Below are 19,417 nucleotides of genomic sequence, written 5' to 3'. Positions count from 1 at the left end.
GAATTGAAAGAGAGTCTTTTGTTCTGAAAGCGCCGCTCTATCAGATGGAGGTGCTGATTCATAGGTATAGGTGGTTTATTTGAAAAAATCCTGAATGATTTGCGTATTTACCTGCGGTGTAGCTCCTTTTTGAGAAGCTACATATGCGCCTACCGCACAGCCGTATTGCAGGCACTCTTGTGGATTTTTGTTGTGCAGCATCTGACTTAAAAAGGCGCCCAAAAAAGCATCTCCACTGCCTACGGTATCAGCTACAGTAACATGGAAACCTGCCTGATGCCATAATTTGCCCTCTGCTAATAAGCTTGCGCCTTTGCTACCTCTGGTGATACAAATGGTATCCAGCTTAAACTTTTCGGCTAACTCATAAATATCATTTTCTGCTGTTTCTTCACTCTCTTTGCCCAGAAACCACTGTGCCAGCAAGCTAAACTCTTCTTCATTTACCTTTGCGATGTCGGCATGCTGTAGTAGCTTTTGTATGAGTTCGCGGTCATAAAATGGCTGCCTCAGGTTGATATCAAATACTTTAGTATTGGCATGAGCAAGAAGTGTGAGGAGCGTATGACGTGAGTTAGTGCCCCTGGCTGCCAGACTTCCGTATAAAAAAATCTGAGTCTCTTTAGCCAGCTCAATAAGTTGGTCATCCGTTTCTATGTAGTCCCAGGCAACAGGATAAACGATTTCGTAGCTTACGTCTTCATTCTTGCTAACATCTGCGTAGACTTTGCCACTTTGGTATGCCGGGTTTCTCTGAATCCATCGGGTGCTAAAGTTTCTTTCTTCCAGCATCTTGAGTAAAGAGTCCCCTTCTTCATCTCTACCAATGCTGGAGATAAAGTGAGTATCAATCTGATGCTGGTGCAGGTGGAGTGCTACATTCATGGGAGCACCACCCGGCAGACGGCCGTCAGGAAAAATGTCATAAAGCATCTCTCCAAAACAAATGGCTGATTTGTTGTCTTTATACTTTTTCATAATGTAGGCTGGTTTCCATTTCTTCTAAAGATTTTCCGTTAGTTTCCGGCATCATTTTGACTACGAAGAGTAGCTGCAGTATCATCATGCCACTAAAGAGCAAGAAGGTGAGCCCTCCGCCAAGCGCTTGAGTAATGATAGGAAAGATAAAAGCAACAAGTGCTGCCATAAACCAGTGTGCGAAGCTTCCTAAAGCCTGCCCCTGTGCTCGGACACGATTGGGAAACACTTCTGAGATAAATACCCAGATGACAGCTCCCTGCGAAAAGGCAAAAAAAGCGATATACAGAAAAAGGTAGATCGGTACCCACAGTCCTCCAAATGACTGTGTAAAGAAAGCATGAGATACTAGTGCTAAAGTAGTGATGAGGCCCACCGAGCCAATCAGCATAAGTTTACGCCTGCCAAACCGGTCTATAAAATTGAGTGCGATAAGTGTTGCGGCAAAATTGGTAATACCTATGCCTGCTGTAGAAAGTAAAGAAGAAGCTGTATCTAGACCAGTCATGGCAAAAATGCGCGGAGCGTAATAAATTATAGCATTGATGCCTGAGAGTTGGTTAAACATCGCAAATAGCACTGCCAGGCTGATAGGAAAACTATATCTTTTAGAAAAGAAAGGCGATTTGGAGCTTTCTCGCTCAACTTCTGCCGAGCTTTGAATAGACTCTAGTTCTGCCTCAGCCCCCACAGGATTAATAATTTTCAGAACCTTTAATGCATCGGCCAGTTTTCCTTTTTTTATTACCAGCCAGCGGGGGCTTTCTGGCACAAAAAGTATCAGCACCAAAAAGATGAGGGCCGGAATGGCCTCTACCCCTAACATCCAGCGCCAGTCTTGCGCTCTGCTACCTCCAATCAGGTAGTTTGAGAGGTAGGCAATGAGTATCCCAAAAACCACATTAAACTGGAAGAGTGCCACCAGTCTGCCGCGTGCATTAGCCGGGGAAATTTCAGAAATGTACATGGGGGCCGCTACCGATGAAGCTCCTACACCCAGGCCACCAATAAATCTAAATAGCAGGAAAAGGTACCAGTCGGTAGCCAGTGCTGAGCCCAGGGCTGATAAAAAGTAGAGTACAGCTATCCAGAAAAGTGTTTGCCTTCTGCCTAATGAGTCAGAGGGTATCCCTCCGAATAAAGCACCGATTACCGTACCAAGTAATGCTATAGAGACCGTTAGCCCATGTTGTACACTACTAAGTTGCCAGACTGTCTGTATGGTTTGCTCCGCGCCAGAAATTACCGCAGTATCAAAGCCAAAAAGGAATCCACCCAAGGCTACTGTAATTGACCAGAAAAGAAGGTGTCTGTTTTTTATCATGATTAGGCTGTTGCGTCTATTCAAATGTAGCTACAGCCTGGAGGCAGAAGGTTCAAAATTGTACCAATTGGTTTCAATATTGATACATGTACTTTGATTCAATCAAAAAGTGATAGAATTAGGTAAAAAAGCAGGGTTAATAATAAAAATTTATCAACGCGGCACATTAAATCTGGGGTTACCTTTCAAAATTGTATCATTGACTTTTAAAATGGTTACATTAAGAGGCAGAGGTTGTGTCTCTTACAAATTCTGAAGGAGATTGCTGATACTCATTTTTAAAGACAGTAGAGAAGTAAGCAGGAGAAGAAAAGCCTACAGCATATGCTACTTCGGCAATACTAAGTTCCTGCTGGCATAGCAGTGCTCTCGCTTTCTCCAGCCTCAGTTGGCGGATGTAGTCATTCACGCTTACTTCCAGAAGGGCTTTTACTTTACGATACAGCTGAACGCGTGATAATCCTACTGCTTTGGCGATGTCATTTACATGAAGTTCCGAGTCTCCTAACTTTTGCAGAACCTCTGACCGGAAGGCATCTAAAAACTCCTGATCAATAGTGCTAATACCATCAACAGGTGGTGGAAAGGGAGCGGATTCGGTAGCGCCTGACTTATAGTGTGCCTGCAAAGCATTACGGCTTTGTAGTAACTGCTGCACCCGGGCAAGAAGGTAGCGGGTATGAAAAGGCTTTACAATATATGCATCTGCTCCGGTCTGTAAGCCCTCTACCTGCTGCTCCGTAGTATCTCTTGCGGTGAGCAGAATAATGGGGATGTGCGATGTCCGTAAGTCTGATTTTAACTGCCTGGCAAGTTGAAGCCCACTGGTGCCGGGCATCATAATATCACTAATAATGAGATCTGGTACTTCTTTTTGAGCCAATACCAGCCCGCTGTCTCCGTCTTCGGTGCCCCACACCTGGTAGTGTTGCTGTAATTTGGTAAGCAAAAACTTTCTGAGATCGGTATTATCTTCTATCACCAAAATGGAAAAGCCGGAGGGTGAACCGACTGAAACGGACTCTTCCTCCTCAAAAGCATCCTCGTCTTCATAGATGGTTTTAAGCACAGTGCTATGCTCGTTTCTGGAAGAGTGGCAGCGTTCACTTTCCTTAAAGTGTGTGTCTCCTAAAGGCAGTTTAACTTCAAAGCTTGTACCCTTAGCGGGCTCACTGTCTACTTTTATAGACCCATGATGGAGGTGGATAAGCTCGTGAGACAAAGACAGTCCCAGGCCTGTGCCCATGCTACTATTTTGCTCACCCTGATAAAATCTTTCAAAAGCATGAGCCATCTGGTTTTTAGACATGCCCTGCCCATTATCTTTAATGAGTACTCGGGCCTTCTGCGTACTTTTGTCCTTTTCTACCATCAAAGTGATTTTACCACCATTCGGCGTAAATTTAAAGGCATTGGAGAGGAGGTTAAAAAATACCTTATCCAACATAGAATCGTCAAACCACATGGGGAGCTCACTTTCCAGACAAAGTAACTGATAGTCTATTTTGCGCTTGGACGCAGTAGCCTCAAAAGCAGAAAATATTTCGCGTATAAAAGGTATCAGGTCGCCGGGCGAAGCTTTAACTTCCATTTTTCCATGCTCTATACGTCGAAAGTCAAGCAGCTGGCTCACCAGGCGTAGTAGGCGGGCCGCATTTCTTTTAATGAGAAGAATATCACGCTGGAGGGCTTGCTTGTGCGAGCTTCCGCTTTCCAAAATATCCTCTATAGAAGTAAGAATGAGGGTGATGGGTGTACGAAATTCATGGGAAATATCCGTAAAGAAGCGAAACTTAGCCTGGTTGGCTTCTTCACTTTCCTGTGCGAGCTGCATAATCTGCTGTTGCTGCTTTAAAATCTCTTCGTTTTTACTTTTAAGTTCCCGGTTGGTTTCCAGCTTTTCTCTGAGCGCGTAAAGGGCAAAGGCACCTAAAATAATGGCTGCAGCCAAACTACTAATGAGCACATAGAGTAGGGTGCGCTGGTTTTGGTATACTGCCAATTGCTCCTCTATAGCACGCTGCTGGTTAACGATATCCTGCTGCTGATCGTAGATTTTTTCTGCCTGAGACTTAATAATCTTGACGTTAGACTGATCTATTACAGTGGTCTGTAATATGTTTTCTTTGTCAAAGGGTTTGCCTTTAAGAATGTTGACTGCGAGCTCTATTGCTTTGTCTCCGCCGGTGGGGTACAGGAAAGTAGCATCCAATATACCCTGGCTTACCATATCTATGCCCAGGCTGGGACCAAAAAGGCCATCAATTCCAAATAGAATGGGTTTAGAGTGTACCTTCGCCGAGTCCAGCACTTCGTGAGTGGCACGAGCCATCATATCATTAAACGCAAAAATAAGGTCAGCCTCCTTTACCCTACTGAGCTGGCGGCGGGTTTCCTGACGGGCAATATGTTCTTCCCACTGCCCGTTGATGGAGTCAAGAAGGCTGAGAGTATTAAAACGGCTTAAAGCATCGGTAAATCCCCGATGACGTTCCTGAGCAGGCGTAGAGCCAGGCAGCCCGCTGATTTCTAGTATTTTGCCCCCTTCGGGCAAGAGGCTTGCGGCATAAGCCCCAGCAATATTGCCAATCTCATAATTATCTCCCCCTACATAGGCAGTATATTTATCAGAAGCAATTTTTCGGTCTACCACAATCACAGGTATGCCCGATGCATAAACCTCTTCTACAATAGGGGTAATGGGCTGTGCCTCATTGGGCGATACAATTAGTATATCAACACCTTCATCTCTAAGACTTTTAATATCTTCAATTTGTTGCGCATTGCTTGCATCGGCATTCTTGTAGATAAGCCGGGCTTCCGGATAAAAGGCAAGCTCTTTCTGCATCTCAAAATACATAGTCTGACGCCAGTCGTCATCATCTACACATTGCGAAAAGCCGATAAGAATAGCGTCTTGCTGATTGGGCTGGCAGGATATGCACAGTAGAGTAAACAGCAGTATAAAAAAGGGGCTGTAAACAGAGAGAAAAGGTTGCTGGTGCTTATATAACTTTATGTGTGTATCCATCAGTAGGCCAGAGCTGCATTGATAAGATATGCTAAATAATTGATAAAGATAAGGTTAAAAATAGCATAATCATTTGAGAATTTTGAATGAGGGGCTATCTATTCATAAACAGTGATATTTATATGCTGTTGTTGTGCGAGGCGAGTATTACGTATGTAAGCATAAAATTTTTGCTGATCATATAAGACCTAAGGTCTGCTTCAGCAGAAAAGGGTTCCGTGCTTTAGTGTAAAATCGGAGATAATGCGCTTCTTAAGCTATTAAGTTTCAAGCTTACCAAGACCATCAGGTTCAATAGTATTATTTGTTTATACTCGTAGCGTACAAAGTCGTAGCGCAAGCTTAGTCTTACTAAAAGGAATTCCTATACTACTTTCAGAATAGTCAGGTTTTATGTTTGCCAAGAAAAGCTGAGTAAAGGCTGCAACCTTTTAGCATCAAATGCATCTAATCTAAAAGAGGCAATATATAAGCATTTGCCTATGCTTTTACTACCTAAACCCCTTCTATAATGATTAGTAATTATCTCAAAATTGCTTTTCGCAACCTGGCTAATCATAAATTATATGCTTTCCTCAACATTATTGGGTTAAGTATTGGCCTGGCCAGCAGTCTGCTTATCATTTTATACATTGCACATGAGCTGAGCTATGATACTTTCAACGAAAAGGCAGACCGAATTTACCGTGTTGCTCTCAATGGAAAAATAGCGGAGCAAGAAGTTTTTACCACCAATACTACTGCTCCTCTGGCATTTACTGCTGTGGAAGAGTTTCCTGAGGTAGAAAATGCTACCCGCCTCTATACCTACCATCAAGACCTGGTAATTCGTAAGGGAGATATGGTTATTTCTGAAGAAAAGGTGTTTATTGCTGATTCTACTTTTTTTGAAGTATTTAGTTTTGAACTGCTGGAAGGAGATGCCGCTACTGCCCTGACAGAGCCTAACAGCCTAGTAATACCGCAAAATATAGCGCACAAATACTTTGGCGACGATTCTGCCTTGGGGCAGACTTTGCTTTTAGGTAATGAAAAAACCCCCCATATAATTACGGGTATACTAAAAGACTTGCCCGACAACTCTCATTTTCATTTTAATATGCTACGCTCTATGAGCAGTATGGAGTTTAGCCGCAGTCAGGAATGGTTTAACAATAGCTTCATGACCTACTTGCTTTTACATGAAGGGGCTTCGGCCGAGGCAGTAGATCAAAAACTAGTCACATTGGTAGAGAAGTATGTAGGGCCAGAAGTAGAACAGTATATGGGAGTTTCTCTGAAAAATTTTATGGAACAGGGAAATAAATATGGCTATTTTCTGCAACCACTGTTAGATATACATCTACATTCCCATTTAAATGATGAGATTGAGCCTAACAGCGATATTACCTACGTTTATATCTTCGCTGCAATTGGCTTTTTTATTATACTGCTAGCCTGTATTAATTTTATGAACCTGGCTACTGCACGCTCTGCCAACAGGGCTAAAGAAGTAGGGGTACGCAAAACGCTGGGTTCGCTGCGTAAACACCTGGTTCGTCAGTTTCTGACAGAATCAGTTTTGTTGAGTGTGCTTGCTAGTGTACTGGCGCTTTTTGCAGCTTTGTTATTATTACAGCCGTTCAACTACCTGGCAGGTAAACAGATCTCTTCAGATGTTTTTTTTAGATTGGAGTTTATTGCTGGCTTAATGGGCCTTACTATACTGGTTGGAGTTATTGCTGGAAGTTATCCCGCTTTTTACCTTTCCTCTTTTCGTCCGGTAGAGGTTCTCAAAGGCAGGCTCAAAGCAGGTATGAAGAGCAGTGGTATTCGCAATGTGTTGGTTGTATTTCAGTTTTTTATATCTATCACACTTATCATTTGTACATTGCTGGTATACAAGCAGTTGGAGTATACCAGAACCAAGAACTTAGGATTTGATAAGGAAAATATAGTGGTACTTAGCGGGCTGTGGAAGCTTAATGAGGGTGAACAGAAGGCATTGAAGCAAGAACTAATCGGGCAAGCTAATATAATTAATGCCTCCATTTCTAATCACGTGCCCCCGGGAGCAAACAATACCACTATTTTTAGAAAAAAGGATACAGATGAAGACATTCTTATCTCTACCTATTTTGTAGATTATGAGCATTTGCCCACCTTAAAAATAGAGATGCTTGTAGGGAGAAACTTCTCCCGCGACTACCTCTCAGACACTGCGGTAGTGTTGCTTAATGAAGCGGCAGTCAAACAGTTTGGTTTTGAAAAACCTATCAATGAAGAAATTTCCTATTTCGGGGGTGAGTATGGGGGCATGGAAGACTATACCGTAGTAGGAGTGTTTAAAGATTTTAATTTTGAAAGCCTGCGGTCAGATATTCGTCCGCTTGCCCTAATGCTTGCTGAAAGGGGAGGTCATTTGTCTGTAAGAATTCATGGCGATGTGCGTACTGCCATGAGTAGTATTGAGCAAAGCTGGAAAAAGTATGCTGCTGATGAACCCTTTCAATATTCTTTTATGGACGAAGACTACGATAAGCTATTCCGAGCCGAGCAGCGTCTAGGCGTAGTGTTTTCTATCTTTACCGGGTTGGCCATTTTAGTAGCTTGCCTGGGGCTGTTGGGTTTGGCCGCATTTATGGCCGAGCAGCGTACTAAAGAAATTGGTATTAGAAAGGTCATGGGTGCTTCAGTAGGAAGTGTAATGCTTCTGCTGTCTAAAGATTTTACCAAACTGGTAATTATTGCCTTTGTGTTGGCAATCCCTTTAGCGTACTATGTGATGGAAAGCTGGTTGGAAGGTTTTGCTTTCCGTATCGCAATAGGCCCGGAGATATTTATTCTGGCAGGCCTAAGCTCACTCTGCATTGCCTGGCTTACTGTAAGCTGGCAGTCGGCCAGAGCAGCAATCGCTAACCCGGTAGATTCTTTAAGAAATGAATAACCTAACAGCTATAATTTTCAGGCTTAGATAGATATTCAACTTATTTAAGCCTAAGCTAAAAATGGGAGGTCTCCTTTATTTCTTACATGCCTCCTATTATATGTAGATCCCGATCTTACTCACTATTATGACATATTTAATATAAAATTTAACTTTTTAAATAAATAATATATCTTTGAGTGTAAATATTACATGTTAATTACAACTTGAAGTGCAAAAAGTTATAATTTTATTACTAATCTGCTGTACAAGTCTGCCTTTTAGTTCTTTTGCTCAATTTAAAGATAGTTTAAATATAGGCATAGAGACTCAGGTTGGGTATGCTGATAAAAGTTATCAGCCATTCTGGCAGGTTTCCAATCAATGGGGGAGTATACCCAATGAAAAGCAATATTTATTAGTGGGAGGAGGGGTACATTACCGGGCAGGTTTTGGAAAATACTGGAGGTTAAATTCCTCAGTGCAACTAAATACTGAATTGCTGACCAAGCAAGTTCAAATTGCACAGGCATACGCATCTTTATCTTACAATAATATAGACCTAAAAGCTGGTCGCTTTAGGCAACGCTGGGGTGAAGTTGACTCCTTGCTTTCCGCAGGGTCATTAGCCATCAGCCATAATGCCCTACCTGTTCCTGCAATAGAGTTGGCAGTAAATAAGTATACACCCATACCTGCTAGCGAGGGATGGGTTCATTTTAAAGGACGTTGGCAGCATGCTTGGTTAGGCAGTGATCGCTACGTGAAGGGAGCCTATTTACATGCAAAAAATTTTTACTTATTAATTGGGAATCAGAACTTTGCTTTTGAAGGAGGTCTCAACCATTTTGTGCAGTGGGGAGGTAATCATCCTCAGGGCCCTTTGCCAGATAGGTTTCAAGATTACAGAATAATAATAATTGGAGCACCACAAAAACAGGATGAAAAGTATACAGATGCTCCTCAGAATATTTATAACGCCCTAGGTAATCATATCCTGATTACAGATTTAGGCCTTCGCTGGAAGCTTAAAACAAGCTTGTATCACCTATATACGCAGACTCCCTATGAAACTGGGCGTAATGAAAAAATATATGGACGAGATAATTTAGATGCCCTCTATATCTTCGGGAAAGACCGACTAGTGGGGTTAAGGGTTAATAAGCTACCTTGTGAGGTGATAGAAAAGGTCGTAGTAGAGTATCTCAACACTAGTCATCAGGGAGGTGAAGGTATGTTTATAGGACAATTTAATTATTATAACCATTCTATCTACAGATCGGGTTGGACAAATGAAGGCTATAGCATGGGTACTCCTTTACTTCTCAACAAGGCTCAAGCTGAAAACTATCAATTAGATCAGGAAGCTCTTGGTGCATATGATTTTATTAGTAACCGTGTGCAGTCAGTGCATGTAGGAGTTGCGGGTTCACTTTCTGATCAATGTAGCTACCGTCAGTTATTTACATATAGCAGACATTTCGGAAATTATTATAATGGAGCATTTAACCATCAACCGACACAAAGCTATTTGCAAACGGAACTACAGTATACTGCAGCTACTTCCTTAGGTTTAAAATTGTCTACTACGCTAGACCTTGGCAACCTGAGTAATAATATGAGTTTTGCTTTAGGTATACAATGGAAGAATACCTTCTTAAACTAGCTTAAGGTAAAGTGGAAGAACGAATATGCCGTGAGGTATATAGCATATATACTATCTCCAAAAAGTCCCCTTACCTGATGAAGCAAGGGGACGGTTTATTATTTTCTTTTTTAATTATTACCGATAGGGGGAGGGCCGTCGGGTACGATGCCTTTGTATACGTAGTCTCCTTTGCGCTCTTTAAATTCTGCTTTAATTTTTTCTCTCAGTTTTTCCTTTTCGTATAGGTCTACCATAGTCATAGCTAGTGCCTTAGCTGCGTAAAGCATCCCTTTGTGCCCTATAGACATGCCGCCACAAGCTACTACTGCCCAAGAATGCCATGGTGTTCCTTTAGGAGCTGTAGTGGCACTGAGGCGAATGGTAGGTACTACATAGCTCACATCACCCACATCGGTGGAGCCTCCCATAGGGTTTTCTAAGGTTTCTTCCATAGGCTCAATTTTAGACTCAATACCTACAATCTCAGATTGAGTAGCCTCCTGAATTTTTTTGGCAAACTCCTGTTCCTCATCAGTATAAGATATAGAACCCAGGTATTCCAGATTGCTTTGTAAGGCAGCTCCCCCAGTGCGGTTCACTAATACCTCATGCACTCCAGATACCAGGCTGATTTTGTAGTCTACATCTGCCATAATAGCAGCACCCTCGGCAATACGCTCTACGTGCTTCCATACTTTTTCCATGCCCTCACGATTAGTATCCCTTACTCTGGTCCAGATTTTACTATAGTCAGGTACTACATTTACCACCTGGCCTCCATCCTGGATATGATAATGAATCCTAACAGTAGGTTTAATATGTTCACGATAGTAGTTAATACCAGTTGTATAGAGCTCTAAAGCATCAGACGCACTACGTCCATTCCAGGGGTCGCCCGAGGCGTGGGCTGCCTGCCCTTCAAACTCTACTATAAAATCTACCAGGGCAAGTCCTTTCTGCACACTCACTTTTGTTTCTGCGGAAGGGTGCCAATCCATGCATACATCTACATCATCAAAAAGACCTTCTCGTACCATCCACAACTTACCAAAATACTTTTCTTCTGCCGGGGTGCCATAAAAGCGAACAGTGCCTTCTAATTCTCCAGCTTCAATAAGTTCTTTAATAGCAGTAGCTGCCCCAAGAGAGGCTACACCAAAAAGGTTATGTCCACAGCCATGGCCAGGGGCGCCTGGGTTTAGCGGGTCTTTAGTGGGCACAGTTTTCTGTGACAGGCCTGGCAGTGCATCAAACTCTCCAAGAATACCAATGACAGGTGCTCCGGAACCATATTCAGCAGTAAAAGCAGTAGGGATACCTGCGACTCCTCTCTTTACTGTAAAGCCTTGTGCTTCGGCGTAGTCGGCAAGTGCTTTAGCAGATTGAGTTTCCTGAAAAGCTACTTCCTCAAAAGCCCATATCTTATCGCTTAGCTGTGTTAGCGCTTCAGACTTATCATCTACAGACTGGATGACAGCTTTCTTCTGGCTATTGATTTTTACTTTCTTTTGGGCATAGGTAGGCAATACACTAGCCAAAATGATTAATGAGGTAATTATTCTCTTCATGTAACGGATAGGTTAGGATAAGTTCTGAAGATATGGAAAGCTGCCAAACTTTCAAACAGTGAATTCGCTCGTGCATAAATACTAAGCCTTCATCATCTTCATCAGTTCCTGCCTGTTTTTAGGGCAAGGTACTTCTATCCATTCCCCCACTTGTAAGTTTTGCAGAGACCATGGCCCTACGGTATTGCGAACCAGCCGGAGAGTAGGAAAACCAACAGCGGCTGTCATTCGGCGAACCTGCCGGTTGCGTCCTTCTTTAATTTGTAATTCCAGCCAGGCTGTGGGTACGTTTTTACGTTCCCGAATAGGAGGGTGCCGTTCCCAAATATCAGGTTCATCTATCAGTTTAACCTGAGCAGGGCGGGTTAATCCATCTTTAAGTTGTACCCCTTCTTTTAACTGATTTAATGCCTGCTCATCTGGTATACGTTCTACCTGTGCCCAGTATGTTTTACCCATTTTATGTTTGGGATCGCTAATCAGGTGCTGAAGATATCCGGCATCAGTAAGGACTACAAGACCTTCACTATCATAATCAAGCCGCCCAGCAGGATACACTTTAGGGATAGGTACATAGTCTTTAAGCGTCTTTTTGTCTCCTTCAGGAGAAAACTGACAGAGCACCTGAAAGGGTTTATTGAATAGAATAAGTCGTGCCATGATAGCTTCTTAATGATAAAAAAGTTGAGCACACAAACTTACAAATCTAAACCACAAAAAAAGGCGGAAACCCTAGTGATTTCCGCCCTTACTTAAAGAGTTGCGTTAGTTATTTTGCTGCTAGCGTGCTGTCAGCATTTACGCTTTCCCAATTGTTAATTCCCATGTTTACTTCTAACTGAGGCAGAGCTTCCTGAAGCTTAGCTACACCTTCTTCTGTAGCCTGGGTCTGCCACAGGTATAGTTTTTTTAGGTTTTTTAAGCTTTTTAGCTGTTGTATGCCTTCGTCGCTTACCTGGGTGCCGTATAGGTTGAGGTACTCCAGATAAGGTAAGTCCTTTATATGTTGCAAACCAGCGTCGGTTACCTGTGTGTTTTCCAGGTGCAGGCGTGTAAGTTTGCTAAACTTTGGTACTGTGGCAAGTGCCTGATCAGAAGTGCGGGTATCACCCATATCCAGCCAGGTAAGCTGTTCAGCTACTGGTTGTAGCGCCTGTATTAATGAGTCTCCGGATTTGCTTAGGGGAATGCGGGCTTGCAGCCAGTTGACTTCCGCAGCCAGAGGCATTAACTGTACTCCGGAGGCTTGCAACTGCTTTAGCGACTGCTCATCTACTTCGGGCACTTCAGTGGCTAGTAGAATTTCTACTTCTGACTTGTTAGCATTAGGGTCAGCTAATGTGTTCAACACAGCCTGAATCTCTTCGCTTACATTAACCTGTGCTACTGTTTTGTCAAAAGGAGCACCTTCGTTTACCCACCAGCTTAGCAGTGCTACCTGCTCTTCGGTCAGTTGGCTTTTACCTTCTGGGGGCATATGTTCATCATGGTGTTCGGGTAAGAGCAACCTTTTAATCATATCACTTTCGGCAGCATTACCAGCAATAAAAGCCTCTCCGCTTTCTCCTCCTTTTACCAGAGCTTCGGGTGTATGCATCTCGAGCTCTCCTTTGCGCTTATCAGGGTTATGGCAGGAGACACAGCGAGCATCAATAATAGGAAAAACAATATCGTGATAGATCTGTGCTTCAGGTATGCTGGCTATTTTAACCTCTTTTTTCTCTTGCTTGGGCTCCATGCCAGCCAATGTCCTTAATGGGTTAGGCATATACTGTGTTAAGTAGTCAGAGCCATGAGTTAAAGAACCTCCATAGTGGCCGGCGGCCATCAAAACTATAATCATTACCGACATGGTAGATACATAAACTTTATCCAGAGTAGGAGAAATGTTTTTGCTAACCATCCAGTTGAGTACTAAAGAAATGATAGCGGTAAGTGCTGCAGCTATACCAAGCCACTGGTGTAGAGAAAGTAGTTCATCTCCATAGCCACCGCCTTGCGCAAGCATGTAACCTAGTACCGCGGCTACAATAGCAGATACAGCACCCAGAAACAAAATAAGGCCTACGGCAGCTTTATAAGCTTCAAACCTTTTGATACGAGACATAAGCTCCAACACGAATGCTATAAGCAAAAAGCCAATGGGCAAGTGTAAAATGATGGGATGAAATCGCCCGAAAAATAATACTAAATCTGAGGTCGTCTGCTCCATAATTACTGTATTCTAGAAATAATATACTCTTAAACTTGGGTAATCTATTAAATAACAATGATATTTTATGCTAAAAGAGGCTTTACCACTTTGCCTGCCACATCGGTAAGCCTAAAGTCTCGACCCTGAAAATGATAAGTAAGTCGTTCGTGATCCATGCCCATCAAATGCAGAATAGTAGCCTGTAAGTCATGGATATGCACTCTGTCTTTAATGCCGTAGTAGCCTATTTCGTCAGTTTCTCCGTGGGTAATACCTCCTTTTACTCCTCCGCCGGCCATCCACATACTAAAAGCTTCGGTATGGTGGTCGCGTCCCATAAAAGGCATAGTTCTGCCATTTCTGTTTTCCTGCATAGGGGTACGGCCAAATTCTCCTCCCCAAACAATTAAAGTTTCATCTAACAGTCCTCGTTGCTTTAAATCTTTGATAAGGGCCGCTATGGGCTGGTCTATCTGTTTACATTTATCTCTAAATCCATGCTCAATAGCTACACTTTTGCTATTGCCGTGCGTATCCCAGCCCCAATCGTACAGTTGAATAAAGCGTACGCCACGCTCACTTAGCCGCCGGGCCAGCAGACAGTTATTAGCAAAAGAAGCTTTGCCGGGCTCTATGCCATACATTTTTTGTATATACTCAGGCTCTTTAGAAATGTCCATAATTTCGGGCACGGAAATCTGCATCCTGAATGCCATTTCGTACTGAGAGATACGAGTTAGCGTTTCGGGGTCGCCCATCTCCTGATATTCTTTTTCATTTATCTGGTTAATGGCATCTAAAGACTTGCGTCTTAAGTCGCGGCTCATCCCTTCAGGGTTAGATACATATAGTACAGGGTCTCCTTCTGAACGACACTGCACCCCCTGATAAATGGTAGGTAAAAAGCCACTGCCCCATACACTTTTACCGGCACTTGGGGTATTGCCTCCAGAAACTAATACTATAAAACCGGGCAGGTCGTCATTTTCAGACCCCAAGCCATACGTGACCCAGGAGCCCATACTTGGGCGTCCGAGGCGCGAGCTACCTGTTTGTACCAAAAGCTGTGCGGGAGCATGGTTAAACTCATCGGTGTGCAGGGTTTTAATGATGGCAGTTTCATCCACTACCTCATGAAAATGGGGAAGAAGATCAGACACCATAGCTCCTGACTGCCCACGGGGAGCAAACTTAGCCTGGGGGCCCAGCATTTTGGGAACGCCCTGTATAAAAGCAAAGCGCTTCCCTTCCAGCAAGGAAGGCGGGCAGTCCAACCCATGAAGTTTAGCCAGTTCCGATTTATAATCAAATAACTCCAGTTGAGAAGGGGCACCCGCCATGTGTAGATAAATAACACGTTTTGCCTTTGGAGCAAAATGCGAAGTTGCAGGAGCTAAAGGGTTGCCTACCACCGGTGGTACAATTTTACTTTCTGAAGTGCTAAAGGGGTTACAGCCGAAAAGCGAACCCATAGCAATACTACCTAGCCCGGAGCTGCATTTCTTTAGAAAATGTCGCCGAGTTTCGTATGCTGCGTTGCGGTGTTGGGCCTCTTCAAAAAGTTTCATGTTTCTATTTCAATTTTTGGCTGTGTACAGTAGTTTTTCATCACTTTCTTTCCTGCAATAGCTGCCGGAAAGGGAATTAGTCTAATCTATCCTTTGGTTACAAATTCATCTAAGTTAAGTATGGCATTAGCTACAACAGACAGTGCTGCCAGCTGATGATTTTCTTCCTCAATCAGTTTTATGGTTTCTTCTGGTGCTGCCTGATAATGAGCCAGTGCCTCTTCATATAACTTTAAAAGTGCCTTTTCCTTTTCCGGGCTCAGAGGCTTTAACATAGCTAATTGATAGCCGGTATTGATGTACGCTTTGGGGTTTTCGCCTCCTTCGTGCAACATACGTTTGGCAAGTGCCTGTGCTGCCTGCATAAATACAGGGTCGTTTAGCGTAACGAGAGCCTGAAGGGGAGTATTGGTTCTGATACGACGAGTGACACAAAACTCCCGACTGGGGCTGTCAAAAGCAATCATAGAAGGATAAGGGCTGGTACGTCTCCAGTAGGTGTACAGGCCACGACGGTACTGGTCTTCTCCTTCACTGGTCTTCCACTGGCGTCCGCTATAAACAACCTGCCAGATGCCTTCAGGTTGCTCTGGCATTACACTGGGACCATACATTTTGGTGCTGAGCAAACCACTGACCGCAAGAGCCTGATCCCTAATCTGCTCTGCTGTAAGTCTTACTCTGGGCCCTCTGGCCAGATAGCGATTTGCGGGGTCTACCTCCTGTAGTTGTGGTCTCACCTTGGATGACTGTCGGTAGGTAGCAGACATGACAATCTGCTTGAGCAGTTTTTTAATGCTCCAGGCATGTTCATGCATAAACTGCATAGCGAGCCAGTCTAAAAGCTGAGGGTGAGAAGGTTTGGCTCCTTGTGTGCCAAAGTCTTCTACCGTTTCTACGATGCCAATACCAAAGAGCTGAGACCAGAAACGGTTAACGGCGACTCTGGCAGTAAGTGGATTTTCGGTACTTACTAGCCACTGGGCCATTCCGAGGCGATTTTTGGGCGCTCCTTCAGCCATTGCCGGCCACGCGTGAGGTACGTCAGCTTCTACTTCCTCACCATCTACCATCCAGTTGCCTCTTACAAAAACATGGGTTTTTCTTCTGAAGTCTGCCGGGCGCTCTACCATAACCGGGGTTTTTTCAACCTCATCTTTGTTAAGAAGAGACAAAAAAGCCTGTTTCATTTCAGTATACTGAGGTTGCTCCGCACCAGGTAAAGATGTATGGAACAGTACCCATTCTATTGAGCAGAGTGGTCCTTTGCGTCCAGGATCTTTGAAAATCATATATACATCGTGCCTACCCTCAGTGGGCTTCAGTGGAATAGAAGTTACTACAGATTTTCCCCAGCCTTTATCTGCTTTCTTTACTTTCCAATGTGCCAGCAACTCACCGTTAAGTCCACCTTTTCTAAACTCTACCAGTCCGCCGCCTTGAGGTGCACGGTAGCTGATAAGCAATTCGTTTTTGCCAGTGAGAGTATAGTCTGGTATAATAGCGTAGCCGCCATCATCTACTTCCAGGTATTTACCATCGGCCAGCGCTCCTTTGGTAAGCTCTTTAAAATTTTTAGGATGAAACTTAGGTTCGGTAAACCTTACCATATCTACAATTTGCTGAGCCTGAGTTAGCTTATCATCCGCAGATGCCGTATGGGTGATTACCCAATTTTTTAGTTCTTCTAGCTTTTTTTGGTCTTCTTCCCTTTTAAACTGCTTTAAGTTAGGCGATTCACTAGGCACATCGGCATCGGAAGTGTTATTTAGAAAAGCGTAAAATTTATAGTACTCTTCGTGACGAATAGGGTCATAAGGGTGACTATGGCACTGCACACAAGCCATGGTAGTTGCCTGCCAGACATCCCAGGTAGTATTTACTCTATCTATGACTGCCGCAACCCTAAACTCTTCGTCATCGGTACCTCCTTCGTCATTGTTCATGGTGTTGCGGTGAAAAGCTGTAGCGATATAGCGAGACTCATCCTGCCCTTTTGGGGGCTTGGGCATCAGGTCGCCAGCCAGCTGTTCTATCGTAAACAGGTCAAAAGGTTTATCCTCATTAAAAGCTTTAATCAGCCAATCTCGATATTGCCAGATGTTACGGTGGTCATCTTTCTCGTAACCTTTGGAGTCGGCATAGCGAGCAAGGTCCATCCACATAGCAGCCCAGCGTTCTCCGTAGCGGGGAGAAGCAAGCAGGTAATCTACAGCTTTTTCATAAGCCTGATCAGATGAGTCTGACAGAAACTTATGTATAAGCTCCTGCTCAGGAGGTAGGCCGGTCAGGTCCAGGCTAAGCCTACGGAGGAGTGTAGCTTTATCCGCCTCAGCGGAAGGTTGCAGATTTTTTGTGTTAAGAGTCTGTAGAATGAACTTATCAATATCATTATTAACCCAGTCTGACTCAACTTCGGGGGGGGTAATGGGCTCAGGCTTAACGTAGGCCCAGTGATCTTCCCAGTAGGCTCCCTGTTCTATCCAGCGTGAGAGTAAATTAACTTCTTCCTGCGAAAGAGGTTCGCCTTCGGGGGGCATACGCTCTTCAGGATCGGTATGTTTGATTCTGTGAATCATTTCGCTGGCTTCTACATCGCCGGGTACAATAGCTCTTTTGCCAGATTCGTTTACGCCTAATGCTTCTGAGCGGAATAAAAGACTGAAATCACCAGAACGTTTGACTCCACCGTGGCAGGTTATACATTTTTTGTTCAGTATAGGTCGTATTTCGGCATTAAAGTCTACTTTTTGCTCAAACAGAACAGACTCGCCCCACAGTACATAGGCGATACTTAACAGCAGCAGCCCAAAAGGAATAAGTAGGTAGCGTTTCTTACGCTGTATTGAGGATAAGCCAGGCATAAAGTTAAAGTTGTTGTTAGTAGTATTTTTGCAAAATGCGATCAACAGAATGCATTATCTGAGTATTAAATCTAAGCAACTATCAATTTAAGAAAATTAATTTACTTCTCTATAATTTTAAGTAAGGTAAAATGCGCTTTTAAAGAAAACTAAATCCTTTTAGTTATGCAGCGTAAACCTTTGTTCTATGCCATAGCCCCTGTTGAGGATATGCTGCTATCGTATTGAATACTTGTTTGATTCCTCTATTTTTGTCGCGGCCCAGGCTCGGGGTATATGTTTACCTAAAGCTGAAGCCAGTATAGGCGTAAAACATTTTTTTACCCGTAAAGAAAGTTATGAATATCTGTATTGTATATAAAAATACTATTCCGGTTTATGCCTATGGAGGTATACAGCGAATTATATGGTGGTTAGGCAAAGAGTTGGTACGTAGAGGCCATAATATCACCTACCTGGTGGGTAAAGGTTCTAGTTGTGATTTTGCCAGAGTACTTACTTATCAGTCAGAGGTAGACATAAACGAGCAAATTCCCGAAGATATAGATGTAGTGCACCTTTATGTAGAGCCTGAAAGTCCGCTAAAGAAGCCTTACCTGTTTAACATGCAGTCTAATACGGTGCCTACCAAAGAGTATGACATCAATACGGTTTTTGTGTCTCATGACCATGCCAAAAGGCATCATGCCGAAGCTTTTGTATATAATGGAATTGACCCTGACGACTACCCTGGTCTGGACTTAAAGGGAAAAAAATCTTACTTCCACTTTTTAGCAAAGGCTGCCTGGCACGTAAAAAACCTTAAAGGCGCTATAGAGATTACTCGTAAAAGCAAACAAAAGTTAGAGGTTGTAGGAGGGCATCGGCTAAATTTTAAAATGGGATTTCGACTCACTCTGGATACGCATGTTAAATTTCATGGTATGCAGGGAGGAGAGAAAAAAAATAATGTTTTAAGAAAATCTAAAGGCCTCATTTTTCCTGTAATCTGGTACGAGCCATTTGGTATAGCAATTACTGAAAGTATGTACTATGGCTGCCCGGTATTTGGTACCCCCTACGGCTCATTACCAGAGATAGTAACCGAAGAGGTAGGTTTTCTGTCTGCAAGCAAAGACGAACTCATAGAACAGCTTTCTGCTCCTTTAAGTTACGACCCTAGGCGTTGCCATGAGCGGGTGATGGACATGTTTAGCGTAAAGCAGATGACAGATAGCTACCTGGCTCTTTATGAAAAAGTTATGAACGGCCATAGCCTGAACGCTCAACGTCCTAAACATATATTTGATCCTGAAGAAAAGAACTTACCTTTTTACTAGTTTAGATCGTTGGATGCT

General features: G+C 43.3%; 11 protein-coding genes. 3 read left to right on the top strand and 8 right to left on the bottom strand.

Translation table 11 applies throughout. From position 1 onward, the window contains the following. Positions 1 to 75: 75 nt before the first annotated feature. From PZB74_RS05735 to PZB74_RS05725, 3 genes are all read right to left on the bottom strand, one after another. Entirely contained in the window at positions 76 to 978 is a 903-nt protein-coding gene (locus PZB74_RS05735) for a carbohydrate kinase family protein (RefSeq protein ID WP_302241406.1), read from the bottom strand. Next, positions 965 to 2,302 (bottom strand): sugar porter family MFS transporter, encoded by a 1,338-nt coding sequence (locus PZB74_RS05730; RefSeq protein WP_302241405.1) that lies wholly within the window; start codon positions 2,300 to 2,302, stop codon positions 965 to 967. The genes PZB74_RS05735 and PZB74_RS05730 overlap by 14 nt, the downstream gene beginning before the upstream one ends. A gap of 220 nt (positions 2,303 to 2,522) precedes the next feature. Next, positions 2,523 to 5,333 carry a substrate-binding domain-containing protein gene (locus PZB74_RS05725; protein ID WP_302241404.1) on the bottom strand — a complete coding sequence of 937 codons (2,811 nt, stop codon included), beginning with the start codon at positions 5,331 to 5,333 and terminating at the stop codon, positions 2,523 to 2,525. A gap of 511 nt (positions 5,334 to 5,844) precedes the next feature. Here PZB74_RS05725 and PZB74_RS05720 point away from each other — a divergent pair. Further along, the gene (locus PZB74_RS05720; RefSeq protein ID WP_302241403.1) at positions 5,845 to 8,259 is read left to right on the top strand and encodes an ABC transporter permease; all 2,415 of its coding nucleotides are present in this window, start codon (positions 5,845 to 5,847) and stop codon (positions 8,257 to 8,259) included. Between the two features lie 211 nt (positions 8,260 to 8,470). After that, on the top strand, positions 8,471 to 9,904 hold the full coding sequence (locus tag PZB74_RS05715) for a capsule assembly Wzi family protein (RefSeq protein ID WP_302241402.1): 1,434 nt from the start codon (positions 8,471 to 8,473) through the stop codon (positions 9,902 to 9,904). A 110-nt stretch (positions 9,905 to 10,014) separates the two neighbouring features. Here PZB74_RS05715 and PZB74_RS05710 read toward each other — a convergent pair whose 3' ends face one another. The 5 genes from PZB74_RS05710 to PZB74_RS05690 form a co-directional block, all read right to left on the bottom strand. Then, entirely contained in the window at positions 10,015 to 11,454 is a 1,440-nt protein-coding gene (locus PZB74_RS05710; protein ID WP_302241401.1) for an amidohydrolase, read from the bottom strand. Positions 11,455 to 11,535: 81 nt separating this feature from the next. After that, positions 11,536 to 12,114 (bottom strand): pseudouridine synthase, encoded by a 579-nt coding sequence (locus PZB74_RS05705; RefSeq protein ID WP_302241400.1) that lies wholly within the window; start codon positions 12,112 to 12,114, stop codon positions 11,536 to 11,538. A gap of 109 nt (positions 12,115 to 12,223) precedes the next feature. Then, the gene (locus PZB74_RS05700) at positions 12,224 to 13,666 is read right to left on the bottom strand and encodes a c-type cytochrome domain-containing protein (protein WP_302241399.1); all 1,443 of its coding nucleotides are present in this window, start codon (positions 13,664 to 13,666) and stop codon (positions 12,224 to 12,226) included. A 65-nt stretch (positions 13,667 to 13,731) separates the two neighbouring features. After that, positions 13,732 to 15,216: a DUF1501 domain-containing protein gene (locus PZB74_RS05695; RefSeq protein ID WP_302241398.1), complete on the bottom strand. Its 1,485-nt coding sequence runs from the start codon at positions 15,214 to 15,216 to the stop codon at positions 13,732 to 13,734. An 86-nt stretch (positions 15,217 to 15,302) separates the two neighbouring features. After that, the gene (locus PZB74_RS05690) at positions 15,303 to 18,080 is read right to left on the bottom strand and encodes a DUF1553 domain-containing protein (RefSeq protein ID WP_302241397.1); all 2,778 of its coding nucleotides are present in this window, start codon (positions 18,078 to 18,080) and stop codon (positions 15,303 to 15,305) included. Between the two features lie 338 nt (positions 18,081 to 18,418). Between PZB74_RS05690 and PZB74_RS05685 the strand changes: the two genes are divergently transcribed. Continuing rightward, positions 18,419 to 19,399: a glycosyltransferase gene (locus tag PZB74_RS05685; protein ID WP_302241396.1), complete on the top strand. Its 981-nt coding sequence runs from the start codon at positions 18,419 to 18,421 to the stop codon at positions 19,397 to 19,399. Positions 19,400 to 19,417 lie beyond the last annotated feature (18 nt).

It is taken from the genome of Porifericola rhodea, assembly GCF_030506305.1.
Taxonomy (GTDB): Bacteria; Bacteroidota; Bacteroidia; order Cytophagales; family Cyclobacteriaceae; genus Catalinimonas; species Catalinimonas rhodea.
Note: the sequence above shows the minus strand (reverse complement) of the source record. Positions and strands in the feature narration are given on the sequence as shown.